The organism is Pseudomonas sp. 58 R 12, assembly GCF_900005865.1.
In the GTDB taxonomy this organism is placed as follows: Bacteria; Pseudomonadota; Gammaproteobacteria; order Pseudomonadales; family Pseudomonadaceae; genus Aquipseudomonas; species Aquipseudomonas tritici.
The window spans coordinates 1-17,906 of the sequence record NZ_CVTP01000015.1; the positions used below are offsets into that span (position 1 = coordinate 1).

Here is a 17,906-nt window from a genome sequence, read left to right on the forward strand (position 1 = left end):
GGAATTTAATCTTGACGATGACCTACTCTCACATGGGGAAACCCCACACTACCATCGGCGATGCATCGTTTCACTACTGAGTTCGGGATGGGATCAGGTGGTTCCAATGCTCTATGGTCGTCAAGAAATTCGGGTACTGAGTCGTGGCCAGATGGCCTCGCTTCAGCAAATTGGGTATGTGACAGCTTTCGGTGTTTTCGTGAGATCGAACTTTCGGTTCTATCGTCTTCACACACCGCAATCTGATGCTCGTTAGAGTAGTCAAATTGCTTGGGTGTTATATGGTCAAGCCTCACGGGCAATTAGTATTGGTTAGCTCAACGCCTCACAGCGCTTACACACCCAACCTATCAACGTCGTAGTCTTCGACGGCCCTTCAGGGGACTCAAGGTCCCAGTGAGATCTCATCTTGAGGCTAGTTTCCCGCTTAGATGCTTTCAGCGGTTATCTATTCCGAACATAGCTACCCGGCAATGCCACTGGCGTGACAACCGGAACACCAGAGGTTCGTCCACTCCGGTCCTCTCGTACTAGGAGCAGCCCCTCTCAAATCTCAAACGTCCACGGCAGATAGGGACCGAACTGTCTCACGACGTTCTAAACCCAGCTCGCGTACCACTTTAAATGGCGAACAGCCATACCCTTGGGACCGGCTTCAGCCCCAGGATGTGATGAGCCGACATCGAGGTGCCAAACACCGCCGTCGATATGAACTCTTGGGCGGTATCAGCCTGTTATCCCCGGAGTACCTTTTATCCGTTGAGCGATGGCCCTTCCATACAGAACCACCGGATCACTAAGACCTACTTTCGTACCTGCTCGACGTGTCTGTCTCGCAGTCAAGCGCGCTTTTGCCTTTATACTCTACGACCGATTTCCGACCGGTCTGAGCGCACCTTCGTACTCCTCCGTTACTCTTTAGGAGGAGACCGCCCCAGTCAAACTACCCACCATACACTGTCCTCGATCCGGATAACGGACCTGAGTTAGAACCTCAAAGTTGCCAGGGTGGTATTTCAAGGTTGGCTCCACGCAGACTGGCGTCCACGCTTCAAAGCCTCCCACCTATCCTACACAAGCAAATTCAAAGTCCAGTGCAAAGCTATAGTAAAGGTTCACGGGGTCTTTCCGTCTAGCCGCGGATACACTGCATCTTCACAGCGATTTCAATTTCACTGAGTCTCGGGTGGAGACAGCGCCGCCATCGTTACGCCATTCGTGCAGGTCGGAACTTACCCGACAAGGAATTTCGCTACCTTAGGACCGTTATAGTTACGGCCGCCGTTTACCGGGGCTTCGATCAAGAGCTTCGCGTTAGCTAACCCCATCAATTAACCTTCCGGCACCGGGCAGGCGTCACACCCTATACGTCCACTTTCGTGTTTGCAGAGTGCTGTGTTTTTAATAAACAGTCGCAGCGGCCTGGTATCTTCGACCGGCATGAGCTTACGGAGCAAGTCCTTCACCCTCACCGGCGCACCTTCTCCCGAAGTTACGGTGCCATTTTGCCTAGTTCCTTCACCCGAGTTCTCTCAAGCGCCTTGGTATTCTCTACCCAACCACCTGTGTCGGTTTGGGGTACGGTTCCTGGTTACCTGAAGCTTAGAAGCTTTTCTTGGAAGCATGGCATCAACCACTTCGCTAACTAAAAGTTAGCTCGTCATCAGCTCTCGGCCTTAAGATCCCGGATTTACCTAAGATCTCAGCCTACCACCTTAAACTTGGACAACCAACGCCAAGCTGGCCTAGCCTTCTCCGTCCCTCCATCGCAATAACCAGAAGTACAGGAATATTAACCTGTTTTCCATCGACTACGCTTTTCAGCCTCGCCTTAGGGACCGACTAACCCTGCGTCGATTAACGTTGCGCAGGAAACCTTGGTCTTTCGGCGTGGGTGTTTTTCACACCCATTGTCGTTACTCATGTCAGCATTCGCACTTCTGATACCTCCAGCAAGCTTCTCAACTCACCTTCACAGGCTTACAGAACGCTCCTCTACCGCATCACTTACGTGATACCCGTAGCTTCGGTGTATGGTTTGAGCCCCGTTACATCTTCCGCGCAGGCCGACTCGACTAGTGAGCTATTACGCTTTCTTTAAAGGGTGGCTGCTTCTAAGCCAACCTCCTAGCTGTCTAAGCCTTCCCACATCGTTTCCCACTTAACCATAACTTTGGGACCTTAGCTGACGGTCTGGGTTGTTTCCCTTTTCACGACGGACGTTAGCACCCGCCGTGTGTCTCCCATGCTCGGCACTTGTAGGTATTCGGAGTTTGCATCGGTTTGGTAAGTCGGGATGACCCCCTAGCCGAAACAGTGCTCTACCCCCTACAGTGATACATGAGGCGCTACCTAAATAGCTTTCGAGGAGAACCAGCTATCTCCGAGCTTGATTAGCCTTTCACTCCGATCCACAGGTCATCCGCTAACTTTTCAACGGTAGTCGGTTCGGTCCTCCAGTTAGTGTTACCCAACCTTCAACCTGCCCATGGATAGATCGCCCGGTTTCGGGTCTATTCCCAGCGACTAGACGCCCTATTAAGACTCGCTTTCGCTACGCCTCCCCTATTCGGTTAAGCTCGCCACTGAAAATAAGTCGCTGACCCATTATACAAAAGGTACGCAGTCACCCAACAAAGTGGGCTCCCACTGCTTGTACGCATACGGTTTCAGGATCTATTTCACTCCCCTCTCCGGGGTTCTTTTCGCCTTTCCCTCACGGTACTAGTTCACTATCGGTCAGTCAGTAGTATTTAGCCTTGGAGGATGGTCCCCCCATATTCAGACAAAGTTTCTCGTGCTCCGTCCTACTCGATTTCATGACTAAGAGATTTTCGCGTACAGGGCTATCACCCACTATGGCCGCACTTTCCAGAGCGTTCCGCTAATCTCAAAGCCACTTAAGGGCTAGTCCCCGTTCGCTCGCCACTACTAAGGGAATCTCGGTTGATTTCTTTTCCTCAGGGTACTTAGATGTTTCAGTTCCCCTGGTTCGCTCCATACACCTATGTATTCAGTGTAAGGTAACCATCTTATGATGGCTGGGTTCCCCCATTCAGACATCTCCGGATCAAAGTCTGTTTGCCGACTCCCCGAAGCTTTTCGCAGGCTACCACGTCTTTCATCGCCTCTGACTGCCAAGGCATCCACCGTATGCGCTTCTTCACTTGACCATATAACCCCAAGCAATCTGGTTATACTGTGAAGACAACATTCGCCGAAAATTCGATAATACTCAAAACTGAGTAACTCACAAATTTTACCTTAGCCTGATCCGTTACCAGTGAAAGTAACGTTCAGTCTATCTTTCTATCACATACCCAAATTTTTAAAGAACGATCTAATCAAAGACTAGAAATCAACATTCACCATCATAACGATGGAATGCTCATTTCTAAGCTTTCATAACGTAGAAGCAGTAGTGGTGGAGCCAAACGGGATCGAACCGTTGACCTCCTGCGTGCAAGGCAGGCGCTCTCCCAGCTGAGCTATGGCCCCGTATTTCTACAGGCGTTTCCCACACAAAATTGGTGGGTCTGGGCAGATTCGAACTGCCGACCTCACCCTTATCAGGGGTGCGCTCTAACCAACTGAGCTACAGACCCAATTTCGGGCTGCTTCTTATCGTCTTCTTCAATGAATCAAGCAATTCGTGTGGGAACTTATGGAGCAGCTGATGTCGTCGATTAAGGAGGTGATCCAGCCGCAGGTTCCCCTACGGCTACCTTGTTACGACTTCACCCCAGTCATGAATCACACCGTGGTAACCGTCCTCCCGAAGGTTAGACTAGCTACTTCTGGTGCAACCCACTCCCATGGTGTGACGGGCGGTGTGTACAAGGCCCGGGAACGTATTCACCGCGACATTCTGATTCGCGATTACTAGCGATTCCGACTTCACGCAGTCGAGTTGCAGACTGCGATCCGGACTACGATCGGTTTTCTGGGATTAGCTCCACCTCGCGGCTTGGCAACCCTCTGTACCGACCATTGTAGCACGTGTGTAGCCCAGGCCGTAAGGGCCATGATGACTTGACGTCATCCCCACCTTCCTCCGGTTTGTCACCGGCAGTCTCCTTAGAGTGCCCACCATTATGTGCTGGTAACTAAGGACAAGGGTTGCGCTCGTTACGGGACTTAACCCAACATCTCACGACACGAGCTGACGACAGCCATGCAGCACCTGTCTCAATGTTCCCGAAGGCACCAATCTATCTCTAGAAAGTTCATTGGATGTCAAGGCCTGGTAAGGTTCTTCGCGTTGCTTCGAATTAAACCACATGCTCCACCGCTTGTGCGGGCCCCCGTCAATTCATTTGAGTTTTAACCTTGCGGCCGTACTCCCCAGGCGGTCAACTTAATGCGTTAGCTGCGCCACTAAAAGCTCAAGGCTTCCAACGGCTAGTTGACATCGTTTACGGCGTGGACTACCAGGGTATCTAATCCTGTTTGCTCCCCACGCTTTCGCACCTCAGTGTCAGTATTAGTCCAGGTGGTCGCCTTCGCCACTGGTGTTCCTTCCTATATCTACGCATTTCACCGCTACACAGGAAATTCCACCACCCTCTACCATACTCTAGTCAGTCAGTTTTGAATGCAGTTCCCAGGTTGAGCCCGGGGATTTCACATCCAACTTAACAAACCACCTACGCGCGCTTTACGCCCAGTAATTCCGATTAACGCTTGCACCCTCTGTATTACCGCGGCTGCTGGCACAGAGTTAGCCGGTGCTTATTCTGTCGGTAACGTCAAAACAATCACGTATTAGGTAACTGCCCTTCCTCCCAACTTAAAGTGCTTTACAATCCGAAGACCTTCTTCACACACGCGGCATGGCTGGATCAGGCTTTCGCCCATTGTCCAATATTCCCCACTGCTGCCTCCCGTAGGAGTCTGGACCGTGTCTCAGTTCCAGTGTGACTGATCATCCTCTCAGACCAGTTACGGATCGTCGCCTTGGTGAGCCATTACCTCACCAACTAGCTAATCCGACCTAGGCTCATCTGATAGCGCAAGGCCCGAAGGTCCCCTGCTTTCTCCCGTAGGACGTATGCGGTATTAGCGTCCGTTTCCGAACGTTATCCCCCACTACCAGGCAGATTCCTAGGCATTACTCACCCGTCCGCCGCTCTCAAGAGAAGCAAGCTTCTCTCTACCGCTCGACTTGCATGTGTTAGGCCTGCCGCCAGCGTTCAATCTGAGCCATGATCAAACTCTTCAGTTCAAACATCTTTGGGTTTTTAAGAAACCCTAAACTTGGCTCAGCAATCGTTGGTTACATCTTTGATTTCTCGCGGAGTAACTTGTGATGCTGATAATCTTGTTGACTATCAGTCTGACTCCACAAGCACCCACACGAATTGCTTGATTCAGTTGTTAAAGAGCGGTTGGTTAAGATCTTTCGTCTCAACCGAGGCGCGCATTCTACAGCAGCCTCATTTGCTGTCAAGTGATTATTTTCAGAAGTTTTCGAAGAATTCTTCAACAACTTCAACCACTTGCGCTTCCGATCTCTCGTTAGCGGGAGGCGAATTCTACAGCGTTAAACGCTGCTGTCAACACCTCTTTTTCTCCGCTTTCGACCGAGAGGATCGAAACGTTAATAGAGCCAAACAACGCTGCTCTACCAACTCCTTCTGGGCTTCGATCAACTGAAGCAACTCGCTGTCGAATCTCGCATAACTCTTTGTTTACCAAGGAGTTTTCCGTTTCGACTGCGCCGGAAGTGGGGCGAATTATAGACTTCCAGAATCTGCCGTCAACCCTTAATTTGGTTTTTCTATCAAAGTGGCTGAAAACCTCAAAACTCGCACTCTGTAAGTTGCCTACTAGGATAATTGAGCAATATATTGCTCAACCCCCGACAGTTAAGCATCATAGCGCCGACGCTTCTCTTAATATGACCTCGGACGTACACCCAATGAATACCTCCCCGCGCAGCCTGGGCTCGACATTGTTCCCTGTCGGCCTGTTGCTGATCGCCATGGCTTCCATCCAATCCGGCGCCTCGCTGGCCAAGAGCATGTTCCCTCTCATCGGCGCACAAGGCACTACGACCCTGCGTCTGATTTTCGCCAGTGTGATCATGCTGCTTCTATTGCGTCCTTGGCGCGCCAAACTGACAGCCAAATCCCTGCGCACGGTGATCGTCTATGGAATGGCACTCGGCGGCATGAACTTCCTCTTCTATATGTCCTTGCGCAGCGTGCCCCTGGGTATTGCCGTTGCCCTGGAATTCACCGGGCCGCTTGCCGTGGCGATCTACGCCTCGCGTCGAGCGGTAGACTTTCTGTGGATAGCCCTCGCGATCACCGGCCTGCTCCTGTTAATCCCAATGGGTGAGGCCAGCAGCGGCATCGACTTGGTAGGCGCAGGCTACGCCCTGGGCGCTGGGGTCTGCTGGGCGCTCTACATTCTGTATGGCCAGAAAGCCGGCAATGACAACGGCGTACAAACCGCCGCCCTCGGCGTGATGATTGCCGCATTGTTTGTCGCGCCGATCGGCATCGTCCATGCAGGCAGCGCGTTACTGACTCCCGCGCTGATCCCGGTCGCCATCGGTGTCGCTATCCTGTCCACCGCCCTGCCCTACACCTTGGAAATGGTCGCACTGACGCGCCTCCCCGCCCGCACCTTCGGCACCCTCATGAGCATCGAACCGGCGTTTGGCGCGCTCTCTGGCCTGTTCTTCCTGCACGAGCACCTGTCCTTGGCGCAGTGGCTGGCAATTACTTGCATCATTCTGGCCTCCGTAGGTGCCACGGTAACGATGCGCAGCGAGTCAAAGCCGTTGGTTCCAGCGGATTGAAATCTGTTTGAATGTAGCTCTGGCATTTGGCGCGCATTTAGGCCATGTTTAAGCCGTAAACGAATGTCTTTCATGGAGAATTTCGACAAGGACAGCGCGAACGCGACACCCGAGAGCGAGTAGAGCAAGCTTCACTCTTTGCGAGGCGGCTATTAAGGATAGGAATGAAGCGAATTTTGATACTGTTAATGGTCATAGCCATTGCTGGCTGCGCCGCGACCACCAAGACAGAAGTAAAACGTGGCAAAAAAGGGCTGCATATCAACTGTTCCGGCCTGTCTTCTTCCTGGGACCAGTGCTACACCAGTGCTACCAACGCCTGCGGCGCCAAGGGCTACCGGGTAATCGCAAAGTCCGGTGACAATTCCGAGGAGCCAGGGGACTACCCCTTCGGCCTCAACCCTGCCGGCTACACCAGCCGCAGCATGATCGTCATCTGTAAGTAATCGCTTGAGCAGTCACCTCCTGGCTGCTCACATCTAGTTTCCGACACAAACCCGGCCCTTTGCACATCTGCGACTAGACTCCTGCTCGACATTCGAGCCAAGGGAGTTCCCATGACGCACAATAAGAAAATCGTCTTGGTAGTAGGCGCCGGTGATGCAACCGGCGGCGCCATTGCCAAACGCTTCGCCCGCGAAGGCTACGTCGCCTGCGTGACCCGCCGCAGCGCCGACAAACTACAGCCGTTAGTTGACAGCATCCAATTGACGGGCGGCGAAGCCCATGGCTTTGCCTGCGATGCGCGCAAAGAAGAAGACGTCATCGCGCTGATCGAACACATCGAAACCGAAGTGGGCCCTATAGAGGCCTTCGTGTTCAACATCGGCGCCAACGTGCCCTGCAGCATCCTGGAAGAAACCGCGCGCAAGTATTTCAAAATCTGGGAGATGGCTTGCTTCTCCGGTTTCCTGAATGCCCGCGAAGTGGCCAAGCGCATGGTCACACGCAATCGAGGCACCATTCTGTTCACGGGTGCCACCGCTGGACTGCGCGGTGCGGCGGGTTTTGCCGCATTCGCCGGCGCCAAGCACGGCATCCGGGCGCTGGCGCAGAGCATGGCGCGGGAATTGGGGCCCAGGAACATCCACGTTGCTCATATCGTGGTCGATGGCGCCATCGACACCGACTTCATTCGCGACAATTTCCCGCAGAAGTACGCGCTCAAGGACCAGGACGGCATCCTCAACCCCGAGCATATCGCAGAGAACTATTGGTACCTGCACAGCCAGCCACGTGACGCCTGGACATTTGAACTGGACCTGCGCCCCTGGAATGAACCCTGGTAAGCATGCCCCATAACAATAAGCAGCGAGCATCGACCATGAGTAAAACCCTGGAATTCTTCTTTGATCTCGGTAGCCCTGCCACCTACCTGGCCTACACCCAGCTACCGGCGTTGTGCGCGGCAACCGGCACGCAGTTGGTTTATCAGCCCATGCTCCTGGGCGGTGTTTTCAAGGCTACCGGCAACGCCTCTCCAATCACCGTTCCCGCAAAAGGTCGCTATATGTTTGATGACCTGGCGCGCTATGCACGTCGCTACAACGTACCGCTCAAGTTCAACCCGCACTTCCCCATCAACACGCTGATGTTGATGCGTGCAGTCACCGGCATCCAATTGCACCAACCTGAACGATTCGACGACTTTGTGGATTGCCTGTTCCGTGCCCTGTGGGTAGAGGGCCGTCACCTGGGAGACCCCGAGGTCGTGGCTGCCGTGCTTGCCGAGCACGGTTTCGATCCAGAAAAGGTCCTGGCCCTTGCCAATGACGACGCTGTAAAGGCGGCCCTCAAGGACAACACCGAACAGGCCGTTAAGCGCGGCGTGTTCGGTGCACCCAGCATGTTTGTAGGCAGCCAGCTGTTCTTCGGTCAGGACCGTTTGGAGTTTGTGCGCGAAGCCCTGAGTTAGCTGTCGACACTATAGCCGGCGCCCTGATCAAGGCGCCGGAACGGCAAGCGATCAGATAGCCGCCGTACGCACCCGCAGCCATTCAAGCGCCGCGCCACTGAGCAATGGGCTTAGGCGCTCACGCACTTGGGCGTGGTAAGCATTGAACCACTCTCGCTCGTCCGCCGTCAGCAGCGACGGTTCCAGACAGCGCGTGTCGATCGGGCACAAGGTCAGGGTTTCAAACTTGAGGAATTCACCGAACTCGGTCTTGCCCGCTTCGCGGTTCAACACTAGGTTCTCGATACGCACGCCCCAACGTCCCGGACGGTAAGTGCCCGGCTCAATGGAGGTGATCATCCCCGGCTGCATCGCCGTTTGCGGGGCAGTGGCAGCCTGGTAGGCAATCACTTGCGGACCTTCATGCACGTTGAGGAAATAGCCTACACCGTGCCCGGTACCGTGGCCGTAGTCCACGCCTTCGGCCCAGATCGGCGCGCGGGCAATCGCGTCCAGCAGCGGTGACAAGATGCCTTTTGGGAAATGCGCACGGGACAACGCAATCACACCTTTGAGCACACGGGTGCAGTCACGTTTCTGCTCTTCGCTCGGCGTACCGATAGGCACCATCCGGGTGATATCCGTGGTGCCACCCAGGTACTGGCCACCCGAATCAATCAGCAACAAGCCATCGCCTTCGATCAGCGCGTGCTCCTCTTCAGTGGCGTGGTAATGCGGCATCGCACCGTTGGCATTGTACGCGGCAATGGTGTTGAAACTCAGCGACACATAACCCGGGCGACGGGTGCGCGCAGCGGTCAGGTGTTCGTCGATGGTCAGTTCGGTAATGCGCTCACGACCCAGCGCACTGTCCAGCCAGGCGAAAAACTCGCACAAGGCCGCGCCGTCCTGCTCCATGGCTTGGCGGATGTGCTCCGCGTCGGCCAGGCTCTTGCGGGATTTGGCCAATGTGGTCGGGTTGAGTCCTTCGACCAGCTTGACACCGGCATCAAGGTTTTCCAGCAAGCCGGCGGTGACGCGCGCTGGGTCGACCTGCAAACTGGCGCCCGCCGGCACCGCGCGCAACGCCTCTGCCACTTCGCTGTAATCGCGCAGTGTCACGCCATCCAGCTCCAGCACTGCCCGCAACTCGGCATCGACTTTGCTCAATGCCACAAACAGCGTGGCCTGCTGTTGATTGATCAACGCAAAGGACACAAACACCGGATTGAACGAAACATCACCGCCGCGCAAATTGAACAGCCAAGCAATGTCATCCAGGGTGGCGATGAAGTGCCAGTCGGCGCCCTTCTCTTTTAAGCTGGCGCGCAGTGCCGCGAGTTTTTCGCCACGGCTGACGGTGGCTTGCGGTGGCAGGTGTTGATAGATCGGTTGGTCCGGCAGCGCCGGGCGGTCTTTCCAGACCTCACTCAGCAGGTCGATATCAGTACGCAGCTGTGCACCGCGCTCCGCCAATTTTCCGCCCAGGGTACGTGCCGAGGCCACAGCCATCACCGCACCATCCACCGCCACCACACCACCTTCCGGCGTTTGCTCGGCCAACCACTCCAGCGGGCCAGGTTGGCCCGGTTGCAGCTTCACCAATTCGATGCCGCTGCCCTTGAGTTCCTTGGTGGCCTGCTCCCAGTAACGGCTGTCGGCCCACACACCGGCGAAATCCGCGGTGACAATCAGCGTTCCCACCGAGCCATGAAACCCCGACAACCATTGCCGCCCCTGCCAGTAACCCGGCAGGTACTCGGACAAGTGTGGGTCGGCCGACGGCACCAGCAAGGCATGAATGCCCTCGCGGCTCATCAGTTCACGGGTATGCGCCAGGCGCTGGGTAACCGTTCCATGGGTCAAAGGCTGCGTACTCATTGTGTCTCCTGCTAACCACGAATAATTATTATGTGTTGCGATAGATGAATCAGACCGCCCAGAACGCCGGCGCACTGGCCAGGGAAGCCTTGATCAATTGCACCGCCTGGTCGATATCCTGCTCGGTGGTAAACCGGCCCAGGCTCAAGCGAATGGTACGGCCAGCACTGCGAGCATCATGGCCCAGCGCCAGCAACACATGGGACGGTGCATTGCTCGCCGAATTGCAGGCCGAGGTCGCGGAAAACGCGATCCCCGCACTCAGCGCAGCGGAGTTGAATTCGCCTTCACTGAACGTGAGGCTCAGGGTGTGGGGAATACGTTGTGTAGCGCTACCATTCAGGCGCACGCCCGCCACCGATGCCAACTGATCCAGCAGGCGCTGGCGCAAGGCGACGATCACTGCTTTTTCCTCAGCAAAAGACGCCGCCGCCAGGGCGAACGCAGTGCCCATGCCGGCGATCTGGTGGGTTGCCAGGGTGCCGGAGCGCAGGCCGCCTTCGTGCCCACCGCCGTGAATCTGCGCCAAGACTTTCTGCTGCGCCCGCGGCCCAACATATAAAGCGCCGATACCTTTGGGGCCATACAGCTTGTGGGCGGAAAACGACATCAGGTCCACCGGCCACTGCGCAAGGTCGATCGCCACCTTACCCGCGCCTTGCGCCGCATCCACATGCAACAGCGCGCCATGCTCACGCACGCGAGCGCCGATGGCCGGGATATCGTTGAGGGTGCCCAGTTCGTTATTCACCAGCATCAGCGACACGAGGAAGGTGTCTTCGCGCAACGCTTCGCTGACCGCGTCGACACTGATCAACCCATCCGCGTCCGGCACCAGATAGGTCACCGCCACGCCGGCTTCCTGCAGCTGCCGTGCGGTATCCAGCGTAGCCTTGTGTTCGATCTGGCTGGTGATGATATGCCCACCCGCCACACCCCGCGCCTGGGCCACGCCCTTGATCGCCAGGTTGTTGGACTCAGTGGCGCCAGAGGTCCAGACGATTTGCTCGGGATTGGCACCGACCAGTTCGGCCACTTGGCGACGCGCCTGCTCAACCGTTTGCCGGGCCGCTTGGCCGAACGCATGGGAACTGGACGCAGGGTTACCGAAGTTGGCATTGAAGCCCAGGCACTCGACCATCACCTGGATAACCCGCTCATCTACCGGGGTAGTGGCGGCGTAGTCGAAATACAACGGACGTTTATTCATGACGTTAAAAACTCGCAGAGCAGGTTCCCGAGAGCAGCGTCTCAGGGGCACCGACCGGAACAGAGGTCGTCAGGTTTAACCGATCGGATGCCATTAAAGAAGGACCACTTTATGAAAATGTGCGTAGGAACGCTCCTGAAACTCAGCTTAACAGGCTGAAGTCGCGCCATGGCAAACAAAAAGCCCGAGGTTCCTTAAAGGAAGCCTCGGGCTTTTTGCCGCTGAGCGCAGGCTCAACTGGGACGACCATGCAGGGTCACGCTGCGTTCGGCGTTCATTTCACCCTGGCGATCAAAACCGAAAGGTTTCTGTGGTTGGCCGGTCAGTGCCGCGCGCTGTTGTTGATACTCATCAAACGACAACCCACGACGGCTTAACGCTTCCAGGGACAACTGTCTGGTTTCTTCCGCTGTGTAAGGGCGCAATTCAGGCGAAGGATGGGTCGCACATCCGGCAAGGACAGAGCTGACAATCAATAAGGAAACAGCGAAGAATCGGTTCATGGCGGTAGCCCTGCAGAAGAGGTTTCGAGTCAATGAACACAGGCTACTCCCGCCCTCGCACGGTGAAAAATCACCTCCCGTGATAGTTGCTATCAACCGCCAAGGCACCTCCGATAGCGGCGCCTTCATATTTCTTTATGATCTATAAATATGGAAATACGTTCATTTACGGAATAAACCTAACCCTCTATAAATGTTGCTACGCCCCAACGGCACTGTTGCCCACGCAACTGTTGCCCTGGCAACAGCCGTTCAACAAATCACCAGTCAGACAACAGCAGCATTTTTCAGCAGTGAGCCTGCAACCCCCGCCAATCAAGGCCTGCACCCGTTGGTACAGCTCTTGCTCAACCGGTTGTACTCCACCTGCGACGAACCACTGTTGAAAAAGGAACTGTTCATGACCCGTCCCCTGAATGTCGTTGCCCTCTCCGGCGGAACCTGGCGCCCGTCTCGTACCCTCGTGCTGACCCAAGCCATACTGGCTGAACTGACCACCTTGCTGCCGATCCAGACCACCCTGATCGAACTGGGCGACATTGCGCGTCCGTTGGGCGGTGCGCTGTCACGTGATGAACTGCCGGCTGAGGTCGAATCCCAATTGCTGACCATCGAACAAGCCGACCTGTTGATTGTCGCCGCGCCGGTCTATCGCGGTTCGTACCCAGGCTTGCTCAAGCACCTGTTTGATCTGGTCGGCCTTAACGCATTGATCGACACACCCGTATTGCTGGCTGCCACGGGCGGTAGCGAACGCCATGCGCTGGTACTCGATCACCAACTGCGCCCGCTGTTCAGCTTCTTCCAGGCACTGACCCTGCCGATTGGCGTGTACGCCACCGAAGCCGACTTCACCGACTATCAAATCACCAGTGAATTATTAAAAGCCCGTATTCAACTGGCGGCAGAACGCGCTGCGCCTTTGTTCGCTGCGCATTCCTCCTCTCTGCTGAAAATCGCTTAAGGATTTGTCATGGATGTTTTCTGGTTCCTGCCCACCCACGGCGACGGTCATTACCTGGGCACTACCCAAGGTGCGCGGCCCGTCACCCTCAATTACCTGAAACAAGTCGCCCAGGCGGCTGACAGCCTCGGCTACCACGGCGTGCTGATTCCTACCGGACGCTCGTGCGAAGACTCCTGGGTCATCGCCTCGGCGCTGGTGCCGCTGACCGAACGCCTGCGCTACCTGGTGGCGATTCGTCCGGGGATTATCTCGCCGACCGTTTCGGCGCGCATGGCAGCGACCCTTGATCGTCTGTCCAACGGCCGCTTGCTGATCAACGTGGTGACCGGCGGCGACCCTGACGAAAACCGTGGCGACGGCAGTTTCCTCGATCACAGCGAACGTTACGAAGTCTCCGACGAATTCCTACAGATCTGGCGCCGCGTATTGCAGGGCGAGTCGGTAGATTTTGAAGGCAAACACCTGCGGGTCCAGAACGCCAAAGCGCTTTACCCTCCCGTGCAGAAGCCTTATCCGCCGCTGTATTTCGGTGGTTCTTCCGACGCCGCCCACGATCTCGCCGCCAAGCAGGTCGATGTGTACCTGACCTGGGGCGAACCGCCTGCCGCCGTCGCCGAAAAACTCGCGGATGTGCGTGAACGTGCCGCGCGCCACGGGCGCGCTGTGAAGTTCGGCATACGCCTGCATGTGATCGTGCGCGAGACCGAAGAGGACGCCTGGAAAGCCGCCGACAAGTTGATCGAGCACATCAGCGACGAAACCATCGCCACCGCGCAAAAGTCCTTCGCACGCTTTGACTCCGAGGGCCAGCGCCGCATGGCCGCCCTGCACGACGGGCGCCGCGACAATCTGGAAATCGCCCCCAACCTGTGGGCAGGCGTCGGCCTGGTGCGCGGCGGTGCCGGTACCGCGCTGGTCGGCAACCCGCAACAAGTGGCCGAGCGCATCAAGGAATACGCGGATTTGGGCATCGAGAGCTTCATATTCTCCGGCTACCCGCATCTGGAAGAAGCCTATCGCTTTGCTGAACGGGTGTTTCCATTGCTGCCGGAACCCTATGCCAGCCTGGCCGGACGTGGCATCACCAACCTCACTGGCCCGTTCGGCGAAATGATTGCCAACGATGTATTGCCAACGACTAACAAGACCTGAGGACGTTTACATCTGCTGAAGGTAGAGCCTGGTTTTCTGTGGGAGCCGGGCTTGCCCGCGATACAGGCGACGCGATCTGCCAGTAGGACCGCAGTGATGCAATCGCAGGCAAGCCAGCTCCCACATTTGACGTTCATCACCCATCAGATAGCGCTTGGCCTTTGACCTAATTGAGGAACACCGCGTGACAGCCAAACCCCACAGCGTCCTGCCCTCACCGCTGCAGACCGCCAAACTGCTGGCCGCCGAGTTCGCTCTCACCGCCGTCGAACGTGACGAGCGTGCTGGCACACCCAAGGCCGAACGCGACGCCTTGCGCCAGAGCGGCCTGCTGGCCCTGAGCATTCCCACCCAATACGGCGGCCTCGGCGCACGCTGGAGCGACACCCTTGGAATCGTCCGCGAGTTCGCCAAGGTCGACAGCTCCATCGCCCATGTCTTTGGCTTTCACCACCTGATGCTCGCCACGGTGCGGCTGTTTTCGCGCCCGGAGCAATGGCAACCCTGGTTCGAACAGACCGCACGCAAAAACTGGTTCTGGGGCAACGCCCTCAACCCGCTGGACACGCGCACGGTGGTCAAGGACTTTGGCGGCTGGCGCGAGTTCTCCGGCAAAAAGAGCTTCTGCTCCGGCGCCAGCGACTCGGAAATGCTGATTGCCTCAGCGGTGGATGAGACCGCCGGCGGCACGCTGTTGATCGCTGCCATTCCCAGTGGTCGCAGCGGCATCACGTTGCACAACGACTGGAACAATATCGGCCAGCGCCAGACCGACAGCGGCAGCGCCAGCTTCGAACGGGTGCGCGTCGAGGAATCGGAACTGCTGCTCGATCCCGGCCCATTGAGTACGCCCTTCGCCTGCCTGCGCCCGTTGATCGCCCAACTGACGTTCACGCACATGTTTCTCGGCATTGCCGAGGGCGCCTTTGAAGAGGCGCGCAACTACACGCTTACCGAAACCCGTTCGTGGCATAAATCCAGCGCCGAAGATGTTCGCCAAGACCCTTACGTGCTGCATCACTACGGCGAGTTCTGGGTGGCGCTGGAAGGCGTGCGTCTTCTAGTCGAACGCGCCGCCGACTTGCTCGATCGAGCCTGGGCCAAGGGGCCGAACCTCAGCGAACACGAGCGCGGCCAATTGGCGATTGCCATCGCCACCGCCAAAGTGGCCGCGACCCGCCAGGGCCTGGAGCTATGCAGCCGCCTGTTCGAAGTCACCGGCGCGCGCTCCACCCATGCTTCGCTGCGCCTGGACCGTCACTGGCGCAACTTGCGCACGCAGACCCTGCACGACCCGGTGGACTACAAGCTCCATGAACTGGGGGATTGGGCGTTGAACCAATCCCTGCCAATTCCGACGTTCTATTCCTAAGAGAGGTGCCCATGCAGCTTTTGACCTTACCGCCCTCGCCCGCCCTTGCGACGTCGATCCGCGCCACGGCACAGGTCTTCGAAGACCCGAAATCCCAGGCGCTGCTCGACCATATCCAGCAAGTGGCGCCCAGCGAAGCCAGCGTGCTGATCATCGGCGAGACCGGCACCGGTAAAGAGCTGGTGGCGCGCCATATCCATAACCTCAGTGCGCGGCGTAACCGGCCGTTCGTGGCGGTGAACTGCGGGGCGTTCTCCGAATCTTTGGTGGAAGCCGAACTGTTCGGCCATGAAAAAGGCGCCTTTACCGGCGCCCTCAGTGCCAAGGCCGGCTGGTTTGAAGAGGCCGACGGCGGCACCTTGTTCCTCGATGAGATCGGCGATTTGCCGATGGCGATCCAGGTCAAGCTGCTGCGCGTCCTACAAGAGCGCGAGGTGGTTCGCCTGGGTTCGCGCAAGAGCATTCCGATTGATGTGCGGGTGCTTGCCGCGACCAACGTGCAACTGGAAAAAGCCATCAACGCCGGGCATTTCCGCGAAGACCTCTACTACCGTCTCGATGTGGTCAGCCTGGAACTCAGCCCGCTGCGCGACCGCCCTGGCGATATCCTGCCGCTGACCCGGCACTTCATCGAAGCCTACAGCCAACGCCTTGGCTATGGCCCGATCACCATCAGCCGCGAAGCCGAGCACAAACTCAAAAGCTACAGCTGGCCGGGCAATATCCGCGAGCTGGAAAACGTGATTCACCACACCCTGTTGATCTGCCGCAACGGTCTGATTGAACGCGACGATTTGCGCCTGTCGAACATGCGCATCGAGCGCCAGGACGACAGCCAACACGGCACCGACAACAGCGCCGAAGCGTTGCTGGCGCGCGCCTTCCAGAAACTGTTCGAGGAACAGGCCGGGGCCCTGCATGAAAAGGTTGAAGACGCCCTGCTCCGCGCCGCTTACCGCTTCAGCCATTACAACCAGGTGCACACCGCCAATCTGTTGGGCCTGAGCCGCAACGTTACGCGCACCCGCTTGATCAAGATCGGCGAGCTGGCGGTCAACAAGCGCCGCCCTGGCGAGAACGTGCAGGGCGAGCGCATGCTGCACTTATCCATTTAGGCGGCAGTGCAACGCGTTGTCATGGCTGCGCTCAATACTGCGCAGCACCTGGAACGAACCAAAGGTCACGGCGGTCGCCTGGTGGGCGCGAATCAGCGTCCAGAAATCTTCCTCACCGTGCTCAAAGCACTTAAAGGCCGCCTCGCCGTCTTCGCGCGTGCGCCATTGCAGGTAATTCAACACCCGCCGCCCGTCATCGCTGACCTGCACACTTGCGTTGATAAAACCGCCATGGCCCTGCGCCAGACGCTCACTCTGGGTGCTCAAGGCCGCCACCAGGGCGAGTTGTTGCTGGGGCTCGATCTGAAACTCGATCACCTGAGTGAAACTGCGATTCTTCTCTGTTACCTGCATGAACACTCCCCTTCCTCTGTAGGCAGAATCTTGTGATTCGATGCCACGCAGGGTAAAACCTCTAGTTAAGTCAAGGTCAAGCGCTGTTTGGGGGTTTTTGCATGATTACAAAAGAACTCACTGTCGGCCAATTGGCAGCACGCAGCGGTGTGGCCGTCACGGCCCTGCACTTCTACGAGGCCAAGGGGCTGATCAAGAGCAATCGCAACGCGGGCAACCAACGCCGTTATCCACGGGATGTATTACGCCGCGTGGTGGTGATCAAGATCGCCCAGCGCCTGGGGATTCCGCTGGCAACCATTGGTGACGCGTTGCAAACGTTGCCGGATGGACGCACGCCCAACGCTCAGGATTGGGAGCGGTTGTCGGCGCTGTGGCGGGAGGACCTGGACGAGCGCATCAATAAGCTGATGCTGCTGCGGGACAAGCTCAGTGGTTGTATTGGCTGTGGGTGCCTGTCGATGGAAGCGTGTCCGTTGCGTAATCAGGATGATCAGTTGGGTGAGCGTGGGCCTGGAGCTCAATTACTTGAGCCAACACCCGAAACCTGACCTGCCCCCCCAATCACTGTGGGTGCAGGTGTTCGAACGCGCTGAATGTGAACCTGAAACATTTTCTTTCATATCTGGGTTAGGGATTTCTCATTCTCA

The 17,906-nt window shown here is 56.9% G+C and carries 13 protein-coding genes, 2 tRNA genes and 3 rRNA genes; 9 read left to right on the forward strand and 9 right to left on the reverse strand.

Features of this window, described 5'->3' with window-relative positions:
* Nucleotides 1-9: 9 nt before the first annotated feature.
* The 5 genes from rrf to BFP95_RS08380 all read right to left on the reverse strand — a co-directional run bounded on the left by rrf (nt 10) and on the right by BFP95_RS08380 (nt 5,224).
* Nucleotides 10-125: ribosomal RNA gene (rrf, locus tag BFP95_RS08360) — 5S ribosomal RNA — on the reverse strand.
* A 156-nt stretch (nt 126-281) separates the two neighbouring features.
* Nucleotides 282-3,173 (reverse strand): 23S ribosomal RNA (locus BFP95_RS08365).
* Between the two features lie 249 nt (nt 3,174-3,422).
* Nucleotides 3,423-3,498 (reverse strand) — tRNA-Ala (locus tag BFP95_RS08370).
* 30 nt (nt 3,499-3,528) lie between these two features.
* A tRNA-Ile gene (locus BFP95_RS08375) sits at nt 3,529-3,605 on the reverse strand.
* A gap of 82 nt (nt 3,606-3,687) precedes the next feature.
* A 16S ribosomal RNA gene (locus BFP95_RS08380) occupies nt 3,688-5,224 on the reverse strand.
* The 16S, 23S and 5S rRNA genes sit together here with 2 tRNA genes alongside, the layout of an rRNA operon.
* A 696-nt stretch (nt 5,225-5,920) precedes the next feature.
* On the opposite strand from BFP95_RS08380, the gene rhtA reads away from it, so the two are divergent.
* The 4 genes from rhtA (at nt 5,921) to BFP95_RS08400 (ending at nt 8,723) form a co-directional block, all read left to right on the forward strand.
* Nucleotides 5,921-6,808: a threonine/homoserine exporter RhtA gene (rhtA, locus tag BFP95_RS08385; protein WP_065909839.1), complete on the forward strand. Its 888-nt coding sequence runs from the start codon at nt 5,921-5,923 to the stop codon at nt 6,806-6,808.
* Between the two features lie 164 nt (nt 6,809-6,972).
* Nucleotides 6,973-7,254, forward strand: a complete 282-nt coding sequence (locus BFP95_RS08390) for a hypothetical protein (RefSeq protein ID WP_065909840.1) — start codon at nt 6,973-6,975, stop codon at nt 7,252-7,254.
* 111 nt (nt 7,255-7,365) lie between these two features.
* On the forward strand, nt 7,366-8,097 hold the full coding sequence (locus BFP95_RS08395; protein WP_065872594.1) for an SDR family oxidoreductase: 732 nt from the start codon (nt 7,366-7,368) through the stop codon (nt 8,095-8,097).
* Between the two features lie 35 nt (nt 8,098-8,132).
* On the forward strand, nt 8,133-8,723 hold the full coding sequence (locus tag BFP95_RS08400; RefSeq protein WP_065891421.1) for a 2-hydroxychromene-2-carboxylate isomerase: 591 nt from the start codon (nt 8,133-8,135) through the stop codon (nt 8,721-8,723).
* A gap of 51 nt (nt 8,724-8,774) precedes the next feature.
* Here BFP95_RS08400 and BFP95_RS08405 read toward each other — a convergent pair whose 3' ends face one another.
* The 3 genes from BFP95_RS08405 to BFP95_RS08415 form a co-directional block, all read right to left on the reverse strand.
* Nucleotides 8,775-10,583 (reverse strand): aminopeptidase P family protein, encoded by a 1,809-nt coding sequence (locus tag BFP95_RS08405; RefSeq protein ID WP_065872595.1) that lies wholly within the window; start codon nt 10,581-10,583, stop codon nt 8,775-8,777.
* 49 nt (nt 10,584-10,632) lie between these two features.
* Nucleotides 10,633-11,793: a cysteine desulfurase family protein gene (locus tag BFP95_RS08410; RefSeq protein ID WP_065872596.1), complete on the reverse strand. Its 1,161-nt coding sequence runs from the start codon at nt 11,791-11,793 to the stop codon at nt 10,633-10,635.
* Nucleotides 11,794-12,026: 233 nt separating this feature from the next.
* A complete protein-coding gene (locus tag BFP95_RS08415) occupies nt 12,027-12,296 on the reverse strand; it encodes a hypothetical protein (protein ID WP_065872597.1) in 270 nt (89 codons plus the stop codon).
* Between the two features lie 400 nt (nt 12,297-12,696).
* Here BFP95_RS08415 and msuE point away from each other — a divergent pair, with 400 nt between their 5' ends.
* The 4 genes from msuE to BFP95_RS08435 all read left to right on the forward strand — a co-directional run bounded on the left by msuE (nt 12,697) and on the right by BFP95_RS08435 (nt 16,902).
* Entirely contained in the window at nt 12,697-13,260 is a 564-nt protein-coding gene (gene msuE / locus BFP95_RS08420; RefSeq protein ID WP_065872753.1) for an FMN reductase, read from the forward strand.
* A gap of 9 nt (nt 13,261-13,269) precedes the next feature.
* The gene (ssuD, locus tag BFP95_RS08425; RefSeq protein ID WP_065872598.1) at nt 13,270-14,415 is read left to right on the forward strand and encodes an FMNH2-dependent alkanesulfonate monooxygenase; all 1,146 of its coding nucleotides are present in this window, start codon (nt 13,270-13,272) and stop codon (nt 14,413-14,415) included.
* Between the two features lie 184 nt (nt 14,416-14,599).
* Nucleotides 14,600-15,787 carry an acyl-CoA dehydrogenase family protein gene (locus BFP95_RS08430; protein WP_065872599.1) on the forward strand — a complete coding sequence of 396 codons (1,188 nt, stop codon included), beginning with the start codon at nt 14,600-14,602 and terminating at the stop codon, nt 15,785-15,787.
* 11 nt (nt 15,788-15,798) lie between these two features.
* Entirely contained in the window at nt 15,799-16,902 is a 1,104-nt protein-coding gene (locus tag BFP95_RS08435; protein ID WP_049709147.1) for a sigma-54 interaction domain-containing protein, read from the forward strand.
* On the opposite strand, the gene BFP95_RS08440 is transcribed toward BFP95_RS08435, so the two are convergent.
* Nucleotides 16,891-17,256 (reverse strand): antibiotic biosynthesis monooxygenase, encoded by a 366-nt coding sequence (locus tag BFP95_RS08440; protein WP_065872600.1) that lies wholly within the window; start codon nt 17,254-17,256, stop codon nt 16,891-16,893. The genes BFP95_RS08435 and BFP95_RS08440 overlap by 12 nt on opposite strands.
* A 101-nt stretch (nt 17,257-17,357) precedes the next feature.
* Between BFP95_RS08440 and soxR the strand changes: the two genes are divergently transcribed.
* Nucleotides 17,358-17,807 (forward strand): redox-sensitive transcriptional activator SoxR, encoded by a 450-nt coding sequence (soxR, locus tag BFP95_RS08445; RefSeq protein ID WP_065882524.1) that lies wholly within the window; start codon nt 17,358-17,360, stop codon nt 17,805-17,807.
* Nucleotides 17,808-17,906: the final 99 nt, after the last annotated feature.

What these genes read in the sequence shown, in the direction of transcription:
- rhtA (WP_065909839.1), top strand. Translation starts at nt 5,921, where the DNA reads ATGAATACCTCCCCGCGCAGCCTGGGCTCGACATTGTTCCCTGTCGGC.
- BFP95_RS08390 (WP_065909840.1), top strand. Translation starts at nt 6,973, where the DNA reads ATGAAGCGAATTTTGATACTGTTAATGGTCATAGCCATTGCTGGCTGC.
- BFP95_RS08395 (WP_065872594.1), top strand. Translation starts at nt 7,366, where the DNA reads ATGACGCACAATAAGAAAATCGTCTTGGTAGTAGGCGCCGGTGATGCA.
- BFP95_RS08400 (WP_065891421.1), top strand. Translation starts at nt 8,133, where the DNA reads ATGAGTAAAACCCTGGAATTCTTCTTTGATCTCGGTAGCCCTGCCACC.
- BFP95_RS08405 (WP_065872595.1), bottom strand. Translation starts at nt 10,583, where the DNA reads ATGAGTACGCAGCCTTTGACCCATGGAACGGTTACCCAGCGCCTGGCG.
- BFP95_RS08410 (WP_065872596.1), bottom strand. Translation starts at nt 11,793, where the DNA reads ATGAATAAACGTCCGTTGTATTTCGACTACGCCGCCACTACCCCGGTA.
- BFP95_RS08415 (WP_065872597.1), bottom strand. Translation starts at nt 12,296, where the DNA reads ATGAACCGATTCTTCGCTGTTTCCTTATTGATTGTCAGCTCTGTCCTT.
- msuE (WP_065872753.1), top strand. Translation starts at nt 12,697, where the DNA reads ATGACCCGTCCCCTGAATGTCGTTGCCCTCTCCGGCGGAACCTGGCGC.
- ssuD (WP_065872598.1), top strand. Translation starts at nt 13,270, where the DNA reads ATGGATGTTTTCTGGTTCCTGCCCACCCACGGCGACGGTCATTACCTG.
- BFP95_RS08435 (WP_049709147.1), top strand. Translation starts at nt 15,799, where the DNA reads ATGCAGCTTTTGACCTTACCGCCCTCGCCCGCCCTTGCGACGTCGATC.
- BFP95_RS08440 (WP_065872600.1), bottom strand. Translation starts at nt 17,256, where the DNA reads ATGCAGGTAACAGAGAAGAATCGCAGTTTCACTCAGGTGATCGAGTTT.
- soxR (WP_065882524.1), top strand. Translation starts at nt 17,358, where the DNA reads ATGATTACAAAAGAACTCACTGTCGGCCAATTGGCAGCACGCAGCGGT.